At 64.2% G+C, this 19,061-nt stretch carries 11 protein-coding genes; 7 read left to right on the top strand and 4 right to left on the bottom strand.

Translation table 11 applies throughout. From position 1 onward, the window contains the following. Nucleotides 1-4: 4 nt before the first annotated feature. Nucleotides 5-1,282, bottom strand: coding sequence for an FAD-dependent oxidoreductase (locus tag AB7849_RS17820; protein WP_369501478.1), 1,278 nt, complete (start codon nucleotides 1,280-1,282; stop codon nucleotides 5-7). 127 nt (nucleotides 1,283-1,409) lie between these two features. Beyond that, nucleotides 1,410-3,254 (bottom strand): peptide-N4-asparagine amidase, encoded by a 1,845-nt coding sequence (locus AB7849_RS17815; protein WP_369501477.1) that lies wholly within the window; start codon nucleotides 3,252-3,254, stop codon nucleotides 1,410-1,412. Between the two features lie 240 nt (nucleotides 3,255-3,494). Between AB7849_RS17815 and AB7849_RS17810 the strand changes: the two genes are divergently transcribed. Both AB7849_RS17810 and AB7849_RS17805 read left to right on the top strand, forming a co-directional pair. Further along, nucleotides 3,495-5,438 carry a CocE/NonD family hydrolase gene (locus AB7849_RS17810; protein WP_008216763.1) on the top strand — a complete coding sequence of 648 codons (1,944 nt, stop codon included), beginning with the start codon at nucleotides 3,495-3,497 and terminating at the stop codon, nucleotides 5,436-5,438. A 236-nt stretch (nucleotides 5,439-5,674) separates the two neighbouring features. Then, nucleotides 5,675-6,946, top strand: coding sequence for an O-acetylhomoserine aminocarboxypropyltransferase/cysteine synthase family protein (locus tag AB7849_RS17805; RefSeq protein ID WP_008216765.1), 1,272 nt, complete (start codon nucleotides 5,675-5,677; stop codon nucleotides 6,944-6,946). Nucleotides 6,947-7,060: 114 nt separating this feature from the next. Here the strand turns inward: AB7849_RS17805 and AB7849_RS17800 are convergent, their stop codons facing one another. After that, nucleotides 7,061-8,353, bottom strand: coding sequence for an MFS transporter (locus AB7849_RS17800; RefSeq protein WP_237711952.1), 1,293 nt, complete (start codon nucleotides 8,351-8,353; stop codon nucleotides 7,061-7,063). A 343-nt stretch (nucleotides 8,354-8,696) separates the two neighbouring features. Continuing rightward, the gene (locus AB7849_RS17795; RefSeq protein WP_369501476.1) at nucleotides 8,697-11,003 is read right to left on the bottom strand and encodes a glutaminase family protein; all 2,307 of its coding nucleotides are present in this window, start codon (nucleotides 11,001-11,003) and stop codon (nucleotides 8,697-8,699) included. 424 nt (nucleotides 11,004-11,427) lie between these two features. Here AB7849_RS17795 and AB7849_RS17790 point away from each other — a divergent pair, with 424 nt between their 5' ends. From AB7849_RS17790 to AB7849_RS17770, 5 genes are all read left to right on the top strand, one after another. Further along, nucleotides 11,428-14,076, top strand: a complete 2,649-nt coding sequence (locus AB7849_RS17790; RefSeq protein ID WP_369501475.1) for a glycoside hydrolase family 31 protein — start codon at nucleotides 11,428-11,430, stop codon at nucleotides 14,074-14,076. A 633-nt stretch (nucleotides 14,077-14,709) separates the two neighbouring features. Continuing rightward, on the top strand, nucleotides 14,710-16,608 hold the full coding sequence (locus AB7849_RS17785; protein ID WP_008208130.1) for a glycoside hydrolase family 76 protein: 1,899 nt from the start codon (nucleotides 14,710-14,712) through the stop codon (nucleotides 16,606-16,608). Nucleotides 16,609-17,087: 479 nt separating this feature from the next. Then, the gene (locus tag AB7849_RS17780) at nucleotides 17,088-17,354 is read left to right on the top strand and encodes a hypothetical protein (RefSeq protein WP_008208128.1); all 267 of its coding nucleotides are present in this window, start codon (nucleotides 17,088-17,090) and stop codon (nucleotides 17,352-17,354) included. Between the two features lie 25 nt (nucleotides 17,355-17,379). Further along, a complete protein-coding gene (locus AB7849_RS17775; protein ID WP_008208125.1) occupies nucleotides 17,380-17,781 on the top strand; it encodes an EF-hand domain-containing protein in 402 nt (133 codons plus the stop codon). A gap of 359 nt (nucleotides 17,782-18,140) precedes the next feature. Beyond that, nucleotides 18,141-18,896 carry a zinc-dependent peptidase gene (locus tag AB7849_RS17770; RefSeq protein WP_008208122.1) on the top strand — a complete coding sequence of 252 codons (756 nt, stop codon included), beginning with the start codon at nucleotides 18,141-18,143 and terminating at the stop codon, nucleotides 18,894-18,896. Nucleotides 18,897-19,061 lie beyond the last annotated feature (165 nt).

Genomic DNA, 19,061 nt, shown 5'->3' with positions numbered 1-19,061 from the left:
GGTTTCAACGGGCTGCGTCGACACGCGGGCCGGCAATATCCGGTGGCGTTTTAGGTCGGCCCATGGCGGCGAGTGTGTCGACAAACCCGTCCGACAAGGGAAACCGCCCAAACCAGCCTTTGCGCGTACCCGTCAACACGCGAAGCATCTGGCCGCGACCACCTGGCACGCGCGACAGCGGGTGGAACAGCCGGTCGCGCCAGCGTGCAGCGGTGTCGCGATCGGACTGGAACAGCGGCGTCAGCCAACGGCTCCAGAAGTGGTAGATGCCGACATGGGATCGACGCTGGCGTTCATACGCGGCCAACGCATCCGCGACCGCTCCATGCACACGCAGCGCATCGCGCAACGCATGTGCATCCAGCAGCGCCATGTTGACGCCCTGCCCCAGCTGCGGGCTCATCGCATGGGCGGCATCACCAAGCAGCACCGCGCGACCGTGGGACCAGTGCCGGTGCACGGCATCGCGATAGCGGGCAACGGCAAGCCCCGTCGGCACATCGGTGGCGCGCAAGCGGTCGGCCGCCTCGGGCCAGACGGTGGCAACGTCTTCGCGCCAGCGATCCGCATCCATGACACCGTCATCGAGCGAGGCCGTCGGCATGCTCCAGAAGAAGCTCAGGCGGCGTACCGGATCATCCGGCCGCGTACCCACCGGCAGCATGCCGACCATTCGACGCGCAGCCACGTAACGCTGCCGCAACTCGTCTATCCACGGCCAGTCACCTTGCTCGACCAGACACCATTGCGCCCCCCATGGATAGGGGCGATCCAGCGTCGCGGGCACCACCTGATTGCGCAGGCGCGAAGCCGTGCCGTCGGCAACAATGATCAGGTCGAAACCATCATGCCGATGACCTTCGGCATCGGTCACCGATCCGCGCTCGGCATCGATCGATGCCACGGTACAGCCACGATGGATCTGGCGCCCCTCCTGCCACGCGGCATCAAGCAGGCCAAACAGCGCACCGCGTTGCAGTCCAAGGCCGAACAGCCGCTTGTCGAGCTCGCCATAACGCATGTCCATCACCGGGCGGCCCCGGCTGGTCTGGCCATACAACCGCGTGACCATGGCGCCATGGCCGAGCACGTCATCGAGCAGGCCCATCTCCCATAACACGGCCAACCCCACCGGCTGCAGCAGGAAACCGGCGCCAACCGGACCCAACTCCAACGCACGCTCGAACACTTCCACCGCGTGGCCGTCGCGCGAAAGCATCAGCGCCGACGCCTGCCCACCCGTGCCGTAACCGACAATTGCAATCCGCAAACGTCCGCCCACGCGTCCTTCCCCTGCCACTCCAATTGCCGGGAATTAGGCCGTCATCGCGTTCTTCTGTAAACCTTCACTGGAAAGCGGAACAACCGTCCCTTCGAGCCGCGCCCCCGTTCCGAGGGCGCGCTCCGCACTACAAAGGCGCCAGCGACGGGCTATCCGGCCGCGAGCGACTGTCGAGGTGATTGACCTGGCCGGGGCAGCCCTTGCCCTGACTGAACCCGGTCAGGCGTTCGTCGCTCGACGCAAGGTCGGTCCGATAGCAGCTACCGAACGAATCGACGAAGCTCACCTGCTCGGTCCCTTGCTCGTGATGCGCAAAGTCGCTGCGGTCCAGCGGGTCCGGAATGGTCTTGCCATCTGCCTGGACACGCGTGGACAGGTTTTCCTGCAGCGAGGCGTGGTACGCCATTCCCCGTGCATTCGTCTGTTGTCGGTCGATCCGATGGCCTTGGCGCATGGCGACGAGTGCCGTGAAATCCTGCCCTTTGGTCACTACGGACTTGTCGACCGAGAGGTAGAGCGGATCGTCCTGCCTGAGCGTATAGCCATCCAGCGGATGCCCGCCGAGACTCCGCTCGACCGTCAGCGACAGCGATGTCGACTGGTCGATCGTCTCCACATAGCGCTTCGCGGCGGGCTGCCGGAAGGTCTGGTGATTATGGAAGCCGCCCCGATAACGAACCGTGGTGTCGATGGTTCCGCGTGAGGTGTGCAGGCGACCGACGATGACATACGACTGGGTCTGGTCGGTGTTCAGCGTGCCTTCGCTGGCGCCATGGCTGCCGGTGTGCAGGGTGTCGCGCACGATCAGTGTGGCCGGCGGTTGCCGGGCCAGCGTATTGCGCACGATACGACCGCCGAGCTGGCGGCTTTGATGATCCTGATAAACCAGCAGGTTGGCCGCGACGTTGAAGAAATGATCGGCACCCGGTACGCGCACGGATACCGTGTGCGGCTTGCCGTCATCCAGCAAACCGGCGAACGGCGTCAGATCCACCCGGAACGGAATGAAGTTCACCGTCTGGATGCCTGGTGTCGGCAACCACAGATGCGGCGCGATGCCGCCGGTGAAGATCCACGGATACACCGGCGCCAGTCCGGCCGGCTGGCCATCCAGCAACACCTCCACGCCGCGGAAGCTGCCGCCGTCGCAGGCCTCGAAGCCCTCCAGCGAATACGCCCGCGTCTGCTCCAGGTACGCCTTGTCGACACAGGTGTACCAGCGTTCGTCGTGCGCCTGGCTTTGCGCGATCACATCCAGGTAGGCCCGCTCGACATTGCGCGGAAACGTGAGCTTGCGCGACAGGCTTGCGTTTGGCGTATCCAGCGGCGTCTGCTCGCCGCGCGGGTCGGAGCTCAGCGCATAGACATGATCGGCCGCGCCGGCGACGGGCAGATGGGCATCCGCCGGATAGAACTTCAGCTGCACGCTGACCACGATGGGACTGTTGGTGGTCGGGCTCACCCAGTTGTTGAGGATCATCTGCCCGGCCTGCGCATGCGTGAACAGCGAGGCGTAATCGGTAAGGTCGCGCTCGACATGCCAGTGCTGGGCCACATCCGGCGACGGCTCGATGGTGGTGCCGAAATAGAGATTGATGCCACCGAGCCAGAGCGCCACGGTACGATCGAACTGGCGGCCCGCCGGCACCGAGAAATCCGCCTCCAGCACCACCTTGCCCCAACTACCCCGGCAACCTTTGGGTGGCGTGAAATCGAACGCGTAGGGACGCGCGTCCATCGATGACGCATCGCCATGCTCATCGAACGCGTGATGATCAAGCAGGGTCACCGTGCACGGCGTGGTCGCCGGTCGCGAAACCAGTGGCTCGGCCGATGCCACCACCGGCGAACCGATATCGAACCGCGATGGTGAAGTGGCTTTCGGCGCGGATGCTGACAGCGTCCCCGCACACGCCATCAACACCGCGGCGATCACTGGCCGCCAATTCTGCGTGCTCTCACGTCTTGTCATCGTTCGCGCCTGCCCGGGATCACATCCGGTCATCATAACCGGCGAAAAACCGCCGTACCGATTCGGCCTTCCATCATCCGACCCAAGACCCGGCGGCAGACACCAACCGCCACTCCGGAAATTCCACGCCAGCGCGCCAAAAACGGCAAGAGAAGCTGCATCGACGACTTCGTGCCGGCACCTGATGGCCAAGCCGTGATAGGTTGCCGACGCATCCACCACCATCAGGATTCCCTCGACATGAAGACTGCGGCTTTCAGCTCGGTGCTCGTCTCGCTCGCCTGCCTCGTGTCGGCCAGCGTATTCGCGATGGCCCCGACAGGCCAGAGTTCGGCAAAGGTCACCCCCGACATGATTCAGACCGGGTCGGACATCCCGGCGCACTGGACCCAGCCGGAAGGCAACTTCGACTACGTCAAGCGCGACGTGATGATCCCGATGCGTGACGGCGTGAAGTTGCACACCGTGATCCTGATCCCGAAGGGCGCGCACGACCTGCCGATGCTGCTGGAGCGCACGCCGTACAACGCCAGCGGTTTCGTGCCGAACAACAGTCCGCACATGGCCGACGCGGTGTGGTCGGGCGACAAGGACTGGGCCGACGGCAGCTACATCCTGGTGTGGCAGGACGTGCGCGGCAAATACGGCTCGGAGGGCAAGTACATCATGACGCGCCCGCCGATGGGACCGCTCAATCCGACCAAGACCGACGACACCACCGACGCGTGGGACACCATCGACTGGCTGGTGAAGAACATCACGCAGTCGAACGGCAAGGTCGGCATGATCGGCTCGTCCTACGACGGCTGGACCGTCGCCATGGCCCTGCTCCATCCAAACCCCGCGCTGAAGGTCGCCGCGCCGGAAAGCCCGATGATCGACGGCTGGATGGGCGACGACTGGTACCACTACGGCGCGCTGCGCCAGGTGAACCTGGACTACTTCACCGGCCAGACCACCCGGAAAGGCAAAGGCGAGAGCGTTCCGCGCGACAACTACGACGACTACACCAATTTCCTCGAAGCAGGTTCGGCCGGCGACTACGCCGACGCCCATGGCTTCAAGCAGTTGCCGTGGTGGAACCGCTTCGCCGCGCACCCGGCCTACGACGCCTTCTGGCAACTGCAGGCGCTGGACAAGCTGCTGCCCGAACATCCGTCCAACGTGCCCACGATGTGGCTGCAAGGCCTGTGGGATCAGGAAGACATCTACGGCGCCATCCACGCCTGGGAAGCGCTCACCAAGGCCGGCCACGGCGCCAACAATCACCTGGTGATCGGCCCGTGGTGGCATAGCCAGATCAACCGCCAAGGCTGGCACCTCGGGCCGCTCAAATGGCCCGGCGACACCGCCGCCGAATTCCGCCGGACAGTGATGATTCCCTGGTTCAACCATTACCTGCGCGGCACGCCGATGGCCAAACCGTTGCCGCAAGCGATGATCTACAACGCGGTCGAAAAACGCTGGGACCGCTTCTCGAACTGGAAGGTGGCGAGTGCCCAGCAGCTCACCCCGATCTACCTGCAGGCGGACATGGGCCTGGGCTTCCAGCAACCCGCCGGTGGTGGTGACAGCTACGTCTCCGACCCGGCCAAGCCGGTGCCCTACCTGCCGCGCCCGATCCCGCAGAAGAACGACAACTGGCGCACCTGGCTGGTCCACGACCAGCGCTTTGTAGCTGACCGGCCCGACGTGCTGTCCTACACCACGCCGGTGCTGACCAAGACCGTGACACTGCAGGGCGCACCGATCGCTGACATCTTTGCCAAGACCACCGGTACCGACGGTGACTTCGTGGTCAAGCTGATCGACGTCTATCCGGGCACCGACCCCAGCGACCCGACGATGGGCGGCTACGAGCTGCCGATCTCGCTCGACATCTTCCGCGGGCGCTACCGCAAGAGCTTCGCCGATCCGTCGCCGATCCCGGCGAACGTGGTGCAGGAATACAAGTTCCGCCTGCCCAGCGTGAATTACGAGTTCAAACCCGGCCACCGCATCATGGTGCAGATCCAGTCCAGCCTGTTCCCGCTCTACGACCGCAACCCGCAGACGTACGTGCCCAACATCCTGTTCGCCAAGCCGGCCGACTACAAAAAGGCGACGGTGACGATCGAGCATGGACCGGATGGACACAGCGCCGTGCTGTTGCCGGTGGTGGCGCACTCGACCGCCAGCCACTGAGCACGACCGGGGCAGGCAACCCGCCCCCGCCGGCAAACGGCAGCTCCTGGTCCGCACGCTCGCGCAGGCCGGGGCTGCGATACCTTGTGCGATGTTCCTTGAGCACCACTGGCATCACATGGATATGGACATCCATACTGATGGACGTCCATGAAATAGTCGACTGAAACCATTACACTCGGGCATCCGCCATGCCTTAACGAGCATGATGGCCGCACAACGCTCGAGGGCATTTCATGAAAAGGGAAACCATCGCCATCCACGGCGGCTTCGCCGGTGATCCGCAAACTCACTCGGTCGCCGTGCCGATCTACCAGACCACCAGTTTCTACTTCGACGATACCCAGCACGGCGCCGATCTGTTCGACCTGAAGGTGCCGGGCAATATCTACACGCGCATCATGAATCCCACCACCGACGTGCTGGAGCAGCGCGTGGCGATGCTGGAAGGCGGCGTGGCGGGTCTGGCCTTCGCTTCCGGCATGGCGGCCATCACCGCCGCCATCCAAACCCTGGTCGAGGCGGGCGACAACATCGTCGCCACCGCGCAGGTCTACGGCGGCACCTACACCTTCTTCCGCCACACCCTGCGCGCGCAAGGCGTCGAGGCACGGCTGGTGGACGGCCGCGATCCGGCCGCGTTTGCCGCCGCGATCGACGACAAGACCAAGCTCATCTACTGTGAATCGGTGGGCAATCCGGCCGGCAACGTGGTGGACATCGCCGCGCTGGCCGAGGTGGCGCACAAGGCCGGCCTGCCGCTGGTGGTGGACAACACCGTGCCCACGCCAGCCCTGTGCCGACCGATCGAGCACGGTGCCGACATCATCGTGCACGCGCTCACCAAGTACCTCGGCGGCCACGGCAACAGCATTGGTGGCATCGTCATCGACTCCGGCAAGTTCGACTGGAAGGGCAACCCGCGCTTCCCGCAGTTCTCCACTCCCGAACCGGCCTACCACGGCGTGGTGTACACGGAAGCTTTCGGCCCGGCCGCCTATATCGCCCGCGCCCGCACCGTGGCGCTGCGCAACACCGGCGCGGCCATCTCGCCGTTCAATGCCTTCCTGATCCTGCAAGGTATCGAAACCCTCACGCTGCGCATGGAACGCCACTGCAGCAACGCGCTGACCCTGGCCAGGTACCTCAAGGCCCATCCCAAGGTCAGCTGGGTGCGCTTCGGCGGCCTGGAGGGCGACAGCGAATACGCGCTGGCGCAGAAGTACATGGAGGGCGGCATCCCCTCATCCCTGTTCACCTTCGGCATCAAGGGCGGCCGCGACGCCTGCGCCCGCTTCATGGACAAGCTGCAGATCGTCAAGCGCCTGGTCAACATCGGCGACACCCGCACCCTCGCCTGCCATCCCGCCACCACCACCCACCGCCAGCTCAACGACGAAGAGCTGAAGGAAGCCGGCGTCAGCGCCGACCTGGTGCGGCTATGCATCGGTATCGAACACGCGGACGACCTGATTGCCGACCTGGAGCAGGCGCTGGCTACCGTATAGGAACAAAGCGCGCGATTCATGCACCGCTGGTGCGCGCGAAGCGCCAGCTACCGTGGCGAGCAAGGTCAACTGCGCAACCTGAAAGCATGGCGTCTCCCTGGTTGGTACGCCTGCTCAGGTCACACGCTCGCCCGCCGCCACGCGCACGGCGGTTACGTCAGCCGGCTCCGGATGGATAGTCAGGCGCAGTCGGCCGGCCTCGCGGAACAGGCGCAGGTGGCAATGTCTGACCAGATAAGCCACCGCCACCCCGGCCGCCGCAATGCCCGCCACCGCGCCGACGCCCAGTGCCCAGCGGGCGCCGAAACGGTCGACCACCCAGCCGACCAGCGGCGCACCGATCGGGGTGCCGCCCATGACCACGGCGATGCGCAGCGCCAGCACCCGGCCGCGCATGCTGCGCTCGGTGGTGAGCTGCATCATGGAGTTGCTGGCGGTCATGAAGGTGAGCGCGGCCAGGCCGACGAAGAACAGCACGACGGCGAACAGGAAAGGGCTGGGCATCACCGCTGCCACCGCCACACTGACACCGAAGGCCGCGGCCGCGGCGCCCATCAGCACCATGCCGGGGAACGCCCGGCGCGCCGATAGCAGGGCTCCGCACATGGTGCCCGCCGCCATCGCCGAGGTCAGCAGACCGTACTGACTGGCGTTGCCGTGGAACACGGTAACCGACATGGTCGAAATGAAGATGGCGAAGTTGAAACCGAAGGTGCCGAGCAGCAACAGCATCACCAGCACCGCCATCAGGTCGGGACGCTTCCACACATAGTGAAAGCCGGCCAGCAGACTGCCGCGCGTGCGCTTGGGTCGCGCCTCGGTCAGCAGTTCGTGCCGGCGAAGAAACCACAGCGATACCAGCACGGCAGCGTAGGAACCTGCATTGATCAGGAACAGCCAGCCCTCGCCGACCGCCGCAATCAACACACCCGCTGCCGCCGGGCCGACCATGCGCGCGGCATTGAAGGACGCCGAGTTCAGCGCTACCGCGTTGGCCAGGACGTCATCGCTGACCAGATCCGACACAAACGCCTGCCGGGCCGGCGCGTCGAACGCGGTGACGATGCCGAGCAGCAGCGCAAAGCCATACACCTGCCAGAGTTGGATCGCACCGAAGATGGTAAGCAGGCCCAGGCCCAGCGCCAGCAAACCGGAAGCTCCCTGGGTCCACAGCAGCAGCTTGCGCCGGTCCATGTGGTCGGCGGCAAAGCCGGACAGCGGCAGCAGCAGCAACGGTGGTCCGAACTGCAGCGCCATCACCGTACCCACCGCCGTCGCGTTGTGATGGGTGAGCACGGTAAGCACCAGCCAGTCCTGCCCGATCCGTTGCATCCAGGTGCCCACGTTGGACACCAATGCGCCACCGGCCCACAGCCGGTAGTTGTAGCTTCTGAGCGAATGGAACATGCCGCTCATTGCGCGCCTGACCATTCCGTCGAGGCGTTGCCACCGATGAAAAGGATGGCACTTGCAGACAAGGTAAGCCGTTCAAATAGGGACATGCGAAATGCTTGGAGTGGGGAGCAACTGGGCGGCACGCGACAACGGCCGTCGCGCAAGCGTACATCCAATCGGCCACAAGCCCAGCGTCACAACGGACCCGCACCACGCCAATGCCCGCACCTTGGGGAATCTCGAACAGCCCTGTTTTGCTCGTTACTCCTTTTTTGTAGGAGCGCACCCTGTGCGCGAAGGCTCTGGCATTGATCGAAGCCAGAGCCTTCGCGCACAGGGTGCGCTCCTACACGGCTCAGGCAGCGCTGTCGGGATCGCCATGGGAGCTTGTCCGCCCCATGCTCCGCACCGCCAGCGGCGCGAAGATACCGCCCTGCACCGGCCGGGCCTCGAAGCCGGTGCGGCGACCGGTGACGGTGTTGTACAGATCGCAGAAAGGTACGCGATCGGGCGTGGTGTTGGCATAGGCGTAGACGCGATCGATCAGGTCCTGCGCCACCGGCTGGTCAGCCAGCCACGCCGCCGTGAACAGCTCCCAATCGGACTTGGCGTAACTGTGCGGCACCTGCAAGGGAAGCCCGAAGGCATTGCACTGCTGGCGATACCAGTTCGCCTGCATTACGCGGACTTGCGGCGGAATCAGCCCCGTGCCCAGCAACGTATCGGCAAAGCCGTTGTAGAGCGTGCCCCACGTGCCCTGCCCGCCGGCGTCGTGGTAGGTGAGATCCAGGTGCGGGGCTTTCGGATCCTTCGCCTGCTTCGCCCAGTAAGCGATGTCCTTGCGTGCGCGCTGCTGGTAGTGCGTGGCCTCGGTGGCCTGGCCAACCAGCTCGGCCACCTGGCCCATGGCTGCCAGCGCCACGATGCCTTTCAGCGACAGGTTGACGCTGTGCGCGATCGACCCGGCGAAATCGTCGGTCTGGTTCTGGAAACCCGGATCGGGCAGGTTCTTTTCCAGATAACCCGCCCACTTTTTCAGCAGCGGATAATGGCGCGTGGCGAACGCACGTGCTTCGGCACGCGGAACCCGCCGCAAATAAGCGGCCATCATGATCAGCATGTCGCCGGTCTCCTCCACCGGCATGTCCTCTTCCTTGCCGTCGTTATGACCCAACGCCTGCGGGTAGGACGAACCCACGTCGTGCTCGGCAAACGTCTTCGGCCAGCCGCCCTTCTCGGCATAATCGAGCAAGGGCAGCAGCAACATGCGCAGATAATCGGGATCGAGGTACATCCACACCGGTGATGCCGGAAACAGCACATCCACCGTGGACACGTTGCCGTCACTGGAGATTTCCTTCAGGAACGCCCATGGCGAACCGTCCGGCCCCAGCACCAGTTCCGTGCCGCCGTAGGCCTGCCGCAGCGCAAGCACGCACAGGCCTTCGTAATGCCCGCCGCCGGCGGCACGTGCGTCGCGCGTGATTTTTGCATCCAGCGTGTCGGCCCGCGCACGTGCTGCGGTGGCGTCCCCATGGAAGAAATCCAGCATCGTCTTCCAGTCACCGAAATGGTGCGTCCACAACGCATTCAGCGGCTTTCCGAGATAGTTGATGGATTGCTCGCGCACCTGCCCCACGACAAAGTCCACGCCGATGGCAGAGGCACCGCAGCGACCCAGGTCGACCGCCAATGCCAGCGCCGGCATCGACTTGATCGTGGACTGCTGCGCGTCGTTGCTGCCGTTGAGCGAACCATGCTCGACGAACCGGCGACGCACCTTCAGGCAATCTCCCGCCTGCATGCTGATGCCCGTGCGATTCGGCGTCGACCAGACGACATGGCCCCAGGCCGCGAATTCGTGCTGCTCGGTCAGCGGCTGCGGCTTGGCTAGCGCCAGCGTCCAGGTGCGGGCAGCCTTTGAGTCGCCGCGCGCAACCACCACTTCCTGTGCATGATCGCCACTGGCCCAGTCGCCGGTGATTTCCATGTAGATCTGCACGGCATGCGCCGCACCATCCGCGCTTCGTGCCGAGACACGGACATAGCTCATCGGAATGGACTGGCGGCGTGCGTCGCCCGGCTCCACCGGGGAAAGAAAATCCACCGACAGTTCGACACCGCCGCCTTGCAAGGTGAAGCACGAGCGCGTCGCCGTGATGTGCAACGCAGTCTGCTGCATGGCACGTGGATAATCCTCGACCGTGTGCGCCTTGCCGTGATTGCCATCGGGAATGTCCCGGACGATCTTGCCGTCGCCCATGAACAGCCACGCCACGCCATCGATGCGGGCCAACCCCACCATGCCCGTGGCGTTGGTGGAAGTGGCATCGAGATGGCTCGGGTCGATTTGCCAGAATTGCGGCGAGGTCCCGGGAAGCAGCGTCGCCGGCAACCAGGTGCTCAGATACGGCTGGCGCACCGCCAACGGCACAGCGGGCGGACGGATCGGCGTGGCCGCCGTCGAGAACGGTACGACAGCACCATCGGCAGCCATGGCCGAACCGGTGCGTGCCACGCCGAACGGCACGCGCGCCTCGGCCGGCAGCAGCGCCGAGCCGGCAAGCGCCAGGCCGGCAAGACCGGAAAGCTTCAGGACATCGCGGCGGCGGGGATCGGCGACAGCCGAAGGATCGATGAGAGGCGTGCGCTTTTTCGACATGGATGGACGTCCAGATGGGGCGGGCCGGCGTTGTCGGCGGAATGTGCACGGAGCACCCCGTACAAGCAGGGCCAAATGCACCATGGCGCCATCGGCAAGACGCACCTCGAAATGTATGACTTATTTGCTATAGTCATCAAGGGCCGCCTTCCATCGGACACGTTGAATCGCCACGAAACCGGCGAGTCGACGGCGATGGAGAGTCCGGTCCGTGGTGTGGAGGAGCGCACACCTTCATGACCGCACGCCGGATGCCGCACCCGGGGATAACGGGTCGACACCTGACTGCATCAGCATTGCTGAGGGTAGTCTTCCCTGCGTGCGGTGGCCCCGCATGAAGCGCTGTTGTCTGATCCTGGCGTGGCGAAAGGCGTGACACCGCATCGCCGCGCGTCCGGATCTTCCCCGACGATCGAGGATTCCGATGAAGCGACAGATCCATGTACAGGCAGCCATCGCGCTGCTCGCGTTGATGACAGCGCTGCCGGTACTAGCGCAGAACGCCGAACCCGCCATGCACGGCAAGGCCAACCCCGCCGCAGTCGTCCAACGCAGCCATGTGCGCTTCACCGTACTGACGCCACGCATCATCCGCATGGAATGGTCTCCCGACGGGCACTTCGTCGATGCGCCTTCGCAGGTGTTCATCGACCGCGATCAGCCGGTACCGAAGTTCACCACGACCACCCGCGATGGCACGCTGCACATCGACACGGCTTCGTTGAGCCTTGCCTACAAGCTTGGCAGCGGCCGCTTCAATGCCGGCAATCTCACCATCCATTCGAAGGGCTTCAAGACCGCCTTCGACTGGCACCCGGGCGACGTGGAAACAGGCAATCTCAAGGGCACGGCGCGCACGCTGGACCGCTATCGCGGCGACGTGCAACTGGACACCGGCAAGCAGCTGGATCTCGGACAAGGCCTGCTGTCACGGCAGGGCTGGCACCTGGTCGACGATTCGAAGAGCTTCCTGTTCGACGACAGCGCCTGGCGCTGGGTCAAGAAACGCACCTGCAGCGATTGCCAGGACCTCTACTTTCTCGGCTACGGCCATCACTACAAGAAAATCCTGGGTGACTTCGCCAAGGTGGCCGGGCGCGAACCGATGCCGCCGCGGTTTGCGTTCGGCTACTGGTGGTCGCGTTACTGGAACTACTCGGACAGCGAACTGCGCGCGCTGGTAAAAAACTTCGAGCGCTACGGCATTCCGCTGGACGTGCTGGTCATCGACATGGACTGGCACCGCACCGACCAGCTCAGCTGGGATCCCCGCTACGTCAAGCGCGACGCGTTCGGGCAAACCGTCGGCTGGACCGGCTACAGCTGGAACCACAGCCTGTTCCCGGACCCGGCCAAATTCCTGGCGTGGCTGCACAGCCAGCAACTGAGAGTGACGCTCAACCTGCACCCGGCGTCCGGCGTGCCATCGAACGAGACGCGCTACCCCGCCTTCGCCAAGGCGATGGGCGTGCATGACGGCAAAGCCATCGGCATCGATACCGTCGACAAGCGCTACATGAGCAACCTGTTCGATATCGTGCTCGCGCCCCTGCGCGCCGAGGGCGTGAACTTCTGGTGGCTCGACTGGCAGCAATGGCCCGATGCGAAAAAGCTGCCGGGCCTGTCCAACACCTGGTGGCTCAACTACGTCTTCTATACGCACATGCAGAACGCGGACAAGGCCCGCGCGCTGATCTACCACCGCTGGGGCGGCCTCGGAAACCATCGCTACCAGGTGGGCTTTTCCGGCGACTCGGTGATTGCCTGGCAAACGCTGGCCTACCAGCCCTACTTCACGGCAACCGCATCGAACGTGCTTTATGGCTACTGGAGCCATGACATCGGCGGCCACATGTTTTCCGACGACACACCGGAAGACCAGCGCCACATCAATCCGGAACTCTACGTGCGCTGGATGCAGTTCGGCGCCTTCAGCCCGATCCTGCGCACCCACTCCTCCAAGGAAGCCGGCCTGCGCAAGGAGCCCTGGCGTTTCCCGCCTGCGGATTTCACCGCGCTGCGGCAGATCATCGACCTGCGCTACGCCCTGGCGCCCTACATCTACACGGCTTCGCGCGAGGCCTACGACAGCGGCGTGTCGCTGATGCGCCCGCTGTACTACGCATGGCCGAACCTGGCCAAAGCCTACGACGTCGGCAACGAATACATGTTCGGCGACGACATGCTGGTCTCCCCCGTCGCGCAACCGATGAAGGACGGCGTGGCCAACGTCTCGACATGGCTGCCACCCGGCCGCTGGTACGACCGCAACCGCGGCGACGTGCTGCAAGGCGGACGGACCGTCACGCGTGATTACACGCTGGATGAAGTACCGGTGTTCGTCCGCGCCGGTGCGATCGTGCCGATGAACCCGCCCTCGGTGAAAAAACTGCAGGACATGGACAACAGCGTCCTCGTGCTGCGCCAGTTCCCGGGTGGAACTGCGCACACGCGGCTTTACACCGACGCCGGCAACAGCGAAGGCTATCGCCATGGCGAATACGCCTTCACCGCGATCGATGGGAAACGCGACGCGCACACCGCGACACTGACCGTCGGCCCACACCAGGGCAGCTATCCCGGCATGCCGCACGACAAGCAATTCACCATCGAACTGCCGGACGCGACGCTGCCGAAAAGCGTGATGGTCAATGGCAAGCCGTACACCCGCGCGGATGACGCCCGTCCGGGCAGCTGGCAGTACGACGGCGACACGCTGACGGCCCGCATCATCGTGCCGGCGCAGAACGCGGACCAGCCGTTGAAAGTGACGGTGCATTTCGCCAACCACCCGGTCGATGTAGCCGGCTTGCGCTACCGCATGAAACGCACCGCAGCCGCAGTCGAATGGTTGAAATACCACTGGAATTCACCGGCCCCCCTGCCGGACGATGTGTCGTTGGCGGCGCAGCTCGGTCGCCTGATCGACTACCAGCCCGAGCAGTTGCCGACGCTGGTCAAGGCGTTCAATGCGCGGCTGGCAAAGCTGCCATCCGAAATTGATCAATCGCACGCCGACCCCAAGGTCAAGGCCCACTTCGCACAGATGATCAAGGCCATCGGCAAGGACTGAGGGAAGTCTGATCCATCAGCCTTTTGCCCGTCATCCCGACAAGGCGCTTTTCAACAGCCGACCTGATTGGCGACAAGATTCAGGCGACACCTCACCGTTCGCCCTGAGCGTAGGCCCGTAGGGCCGGAGTCGAAGGGGCATTGCTTTCGTGCGCTTCAATTCTGCTTGCTGGCGCAAGCCACGCTCAGCGCGAACGGCCCCGGGCGGAGTTTCGTCGTTGATCAGAGCGGCTGTTGAACTAGCGTCTCGCGGGAATGACGAGAAAACAGGGTCATCCGCGGCTCCGTGTTTGGACGGCTATTCGAAGCGCCCGGGGCCATCGATGAGCAGTCCGTGGCGTGGTTCTCACAATTGGAAGGATCCTCCGGCAATACTCGATCGGGCGCACGGGCCTGCCAGCTTCGTCGACTTGTGCCCTGAAGGCTGTGCCACACGTGCACTTTTCCAGACCGGCATGGCGCCAAGCCACTGATCTGGCCATGGAAAGATGGGGCAATCCAGCCTCCATCCCTTTCCCGGGTATTCCCACGAGGAGAGCTTCCGATCATGCATTCGACGACAAAATTCCACTCGCTTTTAGATCGATTGAAATTGCTCCCAAAGATCCGCTCAGGCTGGCTCGGCGCCCCGCGAATGCGCCGTTCGATCACGCCGGGCCTGACCGGTCTGATGACCCTGTTCATGGTGCTGACCGCAGTGGCAAGCGCGCACGCCCGACAACCCGAAGCCAGCCCGCGAATCGATGGTCCCACGGCCGTCGCCCGTGCCCGGGTGGCGGCGGATGTGCTGATGAGTTCGTACGATCCAAACAAGGCCTGGTTTCCCTCCAGCTGGTGGAATTCGGCGGTCGCCCTGCAAACCATCGGCGACTACATGCAACGCACCGGCGACCGCCGCTATCTCGGTCAACTGGACAACACCTTCGAGAAGGACAAGGGCGTGTTTCCGCCGGGCGTGCTGTCCGGCGATCCCCTGCTCGGCAACTTCACCAGCCGGGCCATCGACGACTCCGAATGGTGGGCGCTGACATGGCTTCAGGCCTATGACCTGACCCGCAATCCGAAGTACCTGGACATGGCGGTGACCATCGCCAACTACGTCTACGGCTACTGGGACACCAGCACCTGTGGCGGTGGCGTGTGGTGGAACGCGGAACGCACCTACAAGAACGCCGTCACCAACGCGCTGTGGATCCGGCTCACCGCCGAACTGCACAACCGCATCCATGGCGATCATCTCTGGCTCGCCCGTTCCAGCACCGCGTGGAAGTGGTTCAACGGCAGCGGCATGATCAATGCCAACGGCCTGGTCAACGACGGCCTGACGAACACCTGCACCAACAACGGGCAGACCGTGTGGAGTTACAACCAGGGCATGCTGATCGGTGCCGGCCTGGAACTCTGGCGCGCCACCCGCGACCCGTCCATCATGGCCACCGTGCGCCGCCTGGCCGATGCCGCGATCGGTCCGAACGGACTGGTCGCCAGCGGCATTCTGACCGAAAGCTGCGATGCACTCGACCAGACTTGCGACGACAACGGCAAGCAGTTCAAGGGCATCTTCATGCGCTATTGGACCGACCTGGTCGACACCACCCACGATCGCCGTTACGCCGCCTTCCTGGACACGCAGGCCGAAAGCATCTGGAACGCTGATCGCGACGCCGCCGGGCGGCTCGGCACGCGCTGGTCCGGCGCCACCAGCGACGCTCATCCGAATGTCTTCGACTGGCGCACCCAGGCCAGTGCGCTCAGCGCCCTGATCGGCGAGATACCCGTCTGGACGCCGCAAGCCTCGCTGGCCGCAACCCTGTCCCCGGCGCAGCCCGTGGTCATGCCGGCGGCATCAGGAAACACCCCCATCGCCCTCAACCTGGGGGTCTCCGCCACCGGCTGGTTCCCGCTCAACGCGAACGCATCGGTCCAGGCGCCTGCCGGCTGGGGCGTCTCGCCCACCGCAAGCCAACTGCACTTGCAGCCCCACGGCACCGCCGTCCCGGTCAACGGCTCGATTCCACTGACGCTTACCGTGCCGAGCCTGGCCACGGACGGGCACCACATGGTCACCGCCAACGTGGCGGCTGCCGGGCTGCATTTCAGCACCCAGGCCGACGTGCTGGTCGCGCACTCGATCGACTTCGACACCGGCACCGTCAACGAGACGCCGTGGCTGTGGGATCCCGACGGCTCGCAGAGCAATGGCGTGCAGAACCGGTTCGCCGACGGTACCGCGCACTTCACCTATCGCTTCCCGTTCCCGTTCGACACCACCTCGGCACACGTCACCCTGACCATCGATGCCGAATACCTGGTCCAGGTCAGCTCTGACAACCAGAACTGGACCACGGTGCTGCAGGAAAACCAGCGCATCACCGACGGCTCCAACAAGGGCAACCAGACCATCGACCTGACGCCATACCTCGGCTCCGGCAGCGATGGCGCGAAACCGGTCTACGTCAAGGTATCCGATGCGTTCCCGGATGATGGCTGGGGCGGACGCGTGTACCACGTCACCGCCAGCTTCACCGAGTAATCGAACCCGAGGCCTCCGTTCCCCGAACCATCGAGGGGAACGGAGGTGCTCCGGCGCGCAGCGGAGCACGCGTACACGATGGACGACCGTCCGAGCGACCCATGCGCTCCCGGGCAGATACATGCACCTGATGCATGCAAGAACCCGCACGCGTCGAACGACGACGACCCTCCATCGCCCATGGACGCAATGTTGAGGCAATGTTCGTGCCGGACCATGCAGCGCTTGGCTTTTCGCAGGCGCGAGATTCGCATTGTCCCATGCGGGGCAGGAACCGCCCGAAGCCCTGCTTCGTCTTGACGCCTGCCACCTGTATCCCCTGACCAGAGCCACGCCGTGGCACGAAGGCGAGTACCGCATCCGCCGGCGCTCTCCTTTCGCTTCGGTGGCCTCCGGCACCTGATCGAAATGCATGAGGGCATGTAGCAATGACACCCAGGAAAATCACACCCGCGAGAACCCGAATCGCTTTCTGCCTGATGGCATCGCTCGCCATGGCCGCGGGCACCGTCTCCACTGTCGACGCGCACGGCATGACAAGGAAACAGAAGAACACGCTTATCGGTGTCGGCATCGGCGCAATCGGTGGCGCAGTGCTTTCCCATGGTGACATCTTCAGCACCATCGCCGGCGCCGCCGCAGGTGGCGTGATCGGCAACGTCACCACCAAAAACCACCACCGGCATCATGATGACCGGCGCTACCACGACCATCGCCACGATAACTACGACAGGCATCGGCATTGACCCTGCAACACTTACGGAGCAACCCATGAAATCCGCCATCGCAAGAAACACCCTGCTGGCTTCCGCCCCCCTGTTCTGCGCACTGGTCGCATGCGCCACGGCCACGCCGGTGGAAACAAAGTCCGAGTCCGATCTTGTCGCGGCCGCCTTCAACAAGATGGACACCAACGGCGACGGACAGGTCAGCCGCACGGAGTTCAATGCATTCATGGCATCGCGCCTGGCCAACCAGCGGGTCGCCATCGAAGAAGCCTTCAAAAGCCTCGACAGCAACGGGGACAAGAGCATCAGCAAATCGGAGGCCGCCGCCAACCCGACGCTGGAGCAGCACTTCGCCGACGTGGATGCCAACCACGACGGAAAGATCAGCCTGGATGAACTGGTGGACGCCGCCCGCGCCGCCCAGACGGCCGATGCCAAGCAGTAATCCGGCATGTCAGGCGGGCTCGATTTGCTGGCCATCCCGACTTCCGATTAGCGTCGATCCCCAGCCAGCTTTTTCCCTTCTCCCTCCGGGAGAAGGTGCCCCGAAGGGGCGGATGAGGGTTCGGACCAAGCGAAGCGCCTCGTGTGATTCAGGCCTGTATGCCGCGCTTCGTCCGAACCCTCTCCCCAACCCCTCTCCCAAAGGGAGAGGGGCTTCACGCAACTGAGTTTCGATGCTGATCAGCGTTCCGACTTGAGCAGTCTAGGAGCGTGGGCGGCAGAAATCTTCCGCTCCCTTGCTTGAGAAAGCACATCTCGGCCCAGATGCTGTTGACCATGTAACTCCTCCGGCGAGTGCCCATGTTCGACAAAATCAGAAACTGGCGTGTGCGGCGCATCGTCGCCCGGCACCCGATCCCCGACGGCTTCTGGCAAAACGCGCTGCAGCACTGTCTCCCGGCACGCCGGCTGGGTGCTTCCGACCAGGCCACGCTGCGCGTGCTGGCCACGTTGTTCCTTGATCGCAAGTCGCTGGAACCGGTGAAGGGCGTGGAGCTTGACGATGCCGATCGCGTCCTTCTCGCGACCCACGCATGCATGCCCATCCTGAAACTGGGCATCGACTGGTACGACGGCTGGCGCAGCGTCATCGTGTATCCGGACGCGTTCATCCCCCGCCGCCAGCAAGTCGATGCCGCCGGCGTGGTTCATCAGACCAATACCCCGCTGGCAGGCGAGGCCTGGGGACGCGGGCCGGTAATCCTGTCGTGGGCGGACGTGCTGGAGGCCGGCAAGAAGCCGGGGCACAACGTGGTCATCCACGAAATGGCCCACAAGCTCGACATGCTCAACGGCGACACCAATGGATTCCCGCCGCTGCACCGACGCATGGATCGCCGCGAGTGGTGGCGCATCTTCTCGAGTACATGGGACCGCCTGAAGGAAGACCAGCGCAACGGAATCGAATTGCCGATTGATCCGTACGCGCTGGAAAACCCGGCCGAGTTCTTCGCCGTGGTCAGTGAACTGTTCTTCGAAGCACCCGCCCCCCTGCACCAGCACTTGCCGGCGATCTACCAGCAACTCACGCAGTTCTACCGGCAGCACCCGTTGTAAACATAACGACGCAGGCAAGGGCCCGGTACCACACGCCTGTCTGCGCGCATACAAACGTCGCGATTTTTCACCCTGTCAAAAGCCCTATCAGGCTGTTGAGAAACTCCCTGCGGCGCCGGCTGTCATAGACGCGATCAATCACCAGGCCCACTTTGATGCGCAGCC

Source organism: Rhodanobacter sp. FW021-MT20, from assembly GCF_041107475.1.
Taxonomy (GTDB): Bacteria; Pseudomonadota; Gammaproteobacteria; order Xanthomonadales; family Rhodanobacteraceae; genus Rhodanobacter_A; species Rhodanobacter_A glycinis.
The sequence above is the reverse complement of the archived record's forward strand: the minus strand, read 5'-3'. Positions and strand labels throughout refer to the sequence as shown.

What these genes read in the sequence shown, in the direction of transcription:
- AB7849_RS17775 (WP_008208125.1), top strand. Translation starts at nt 17,380, where the DNA reads ATGAAATCCGCCATCGCAAGAAACACCCTGCTGGCTTCCGCCCCCCTG.
- AB7849_RS17795 (WP_369501476.1), bottom strand. Translation starts at nt 11,003, where the DNA reads ATGTCGAAAAAGCGCACGCCTCTCATCGATCCTTCGGCTGTCGCCGAT.
- AB7849_RS17785 (WP_008208130.1), top strand. Translation starts at nt 14,710, where the DNA reads ATGCGCCGTTCGATCACGCCGGGCCTGACCGGTCTGATGACCCTGTTC.
- AB7849_RS17805 (WP_008216765.1), top strand. Translation starts at nt 5,675, where the DNA reads ATGAAAAGGGAAACCATCGCCATCCACGGCGGCTTCGCCGGTGATCCG.
- AB7849_RS17790 (WP_369501475.1), top strand. Translation starts at nt 11,428, where the DNA reads ATGAAGCGACAGATCCATGTACAGGCAGCCATCGCGCTGCTCGCGTTG.
- AB7849_RS17770 (WP_008208122.1), top strand. Translation starts at nt 18,141, where the DNA reads ATGTTCGACAAAATCAGAAACTGGCGTGTGCGGCGCATCGTCGCCCGG.
- AB7849_RS17815 (WP_369501477.1), bottom strand. Translation starts at nt 3,254, where the DNA reads ATGACAAGACGTGAGAGCACGCAGAATTGGCGGCCAGTGATCGCCGCG.
- AB7849_RS17800 (WP_237711952.1), bottom strand. Translation starts at nt 8,353, where the DNA reads ATGTTCCATTCGCTCAGAAGCTACAACTACCGGCTGTGGGCCGGTGGC.
- AB7849_RS17810 (WP_008216763.1), top strand. Translation starts at nt 3,495, where the DNA reads ATGAAGACTGCGGCTTTCAGCTCGGTGCTCGTCTCGCTCGCCTGCCTC.
- AB7849_RS17780 (WP_008208128.1), top strand. Translation starts at nt 17,088, where the DNA reads ATGGCATCGCTCGCCATGGCCGCGGGCACCGTCTCCACTGTCGACGCG.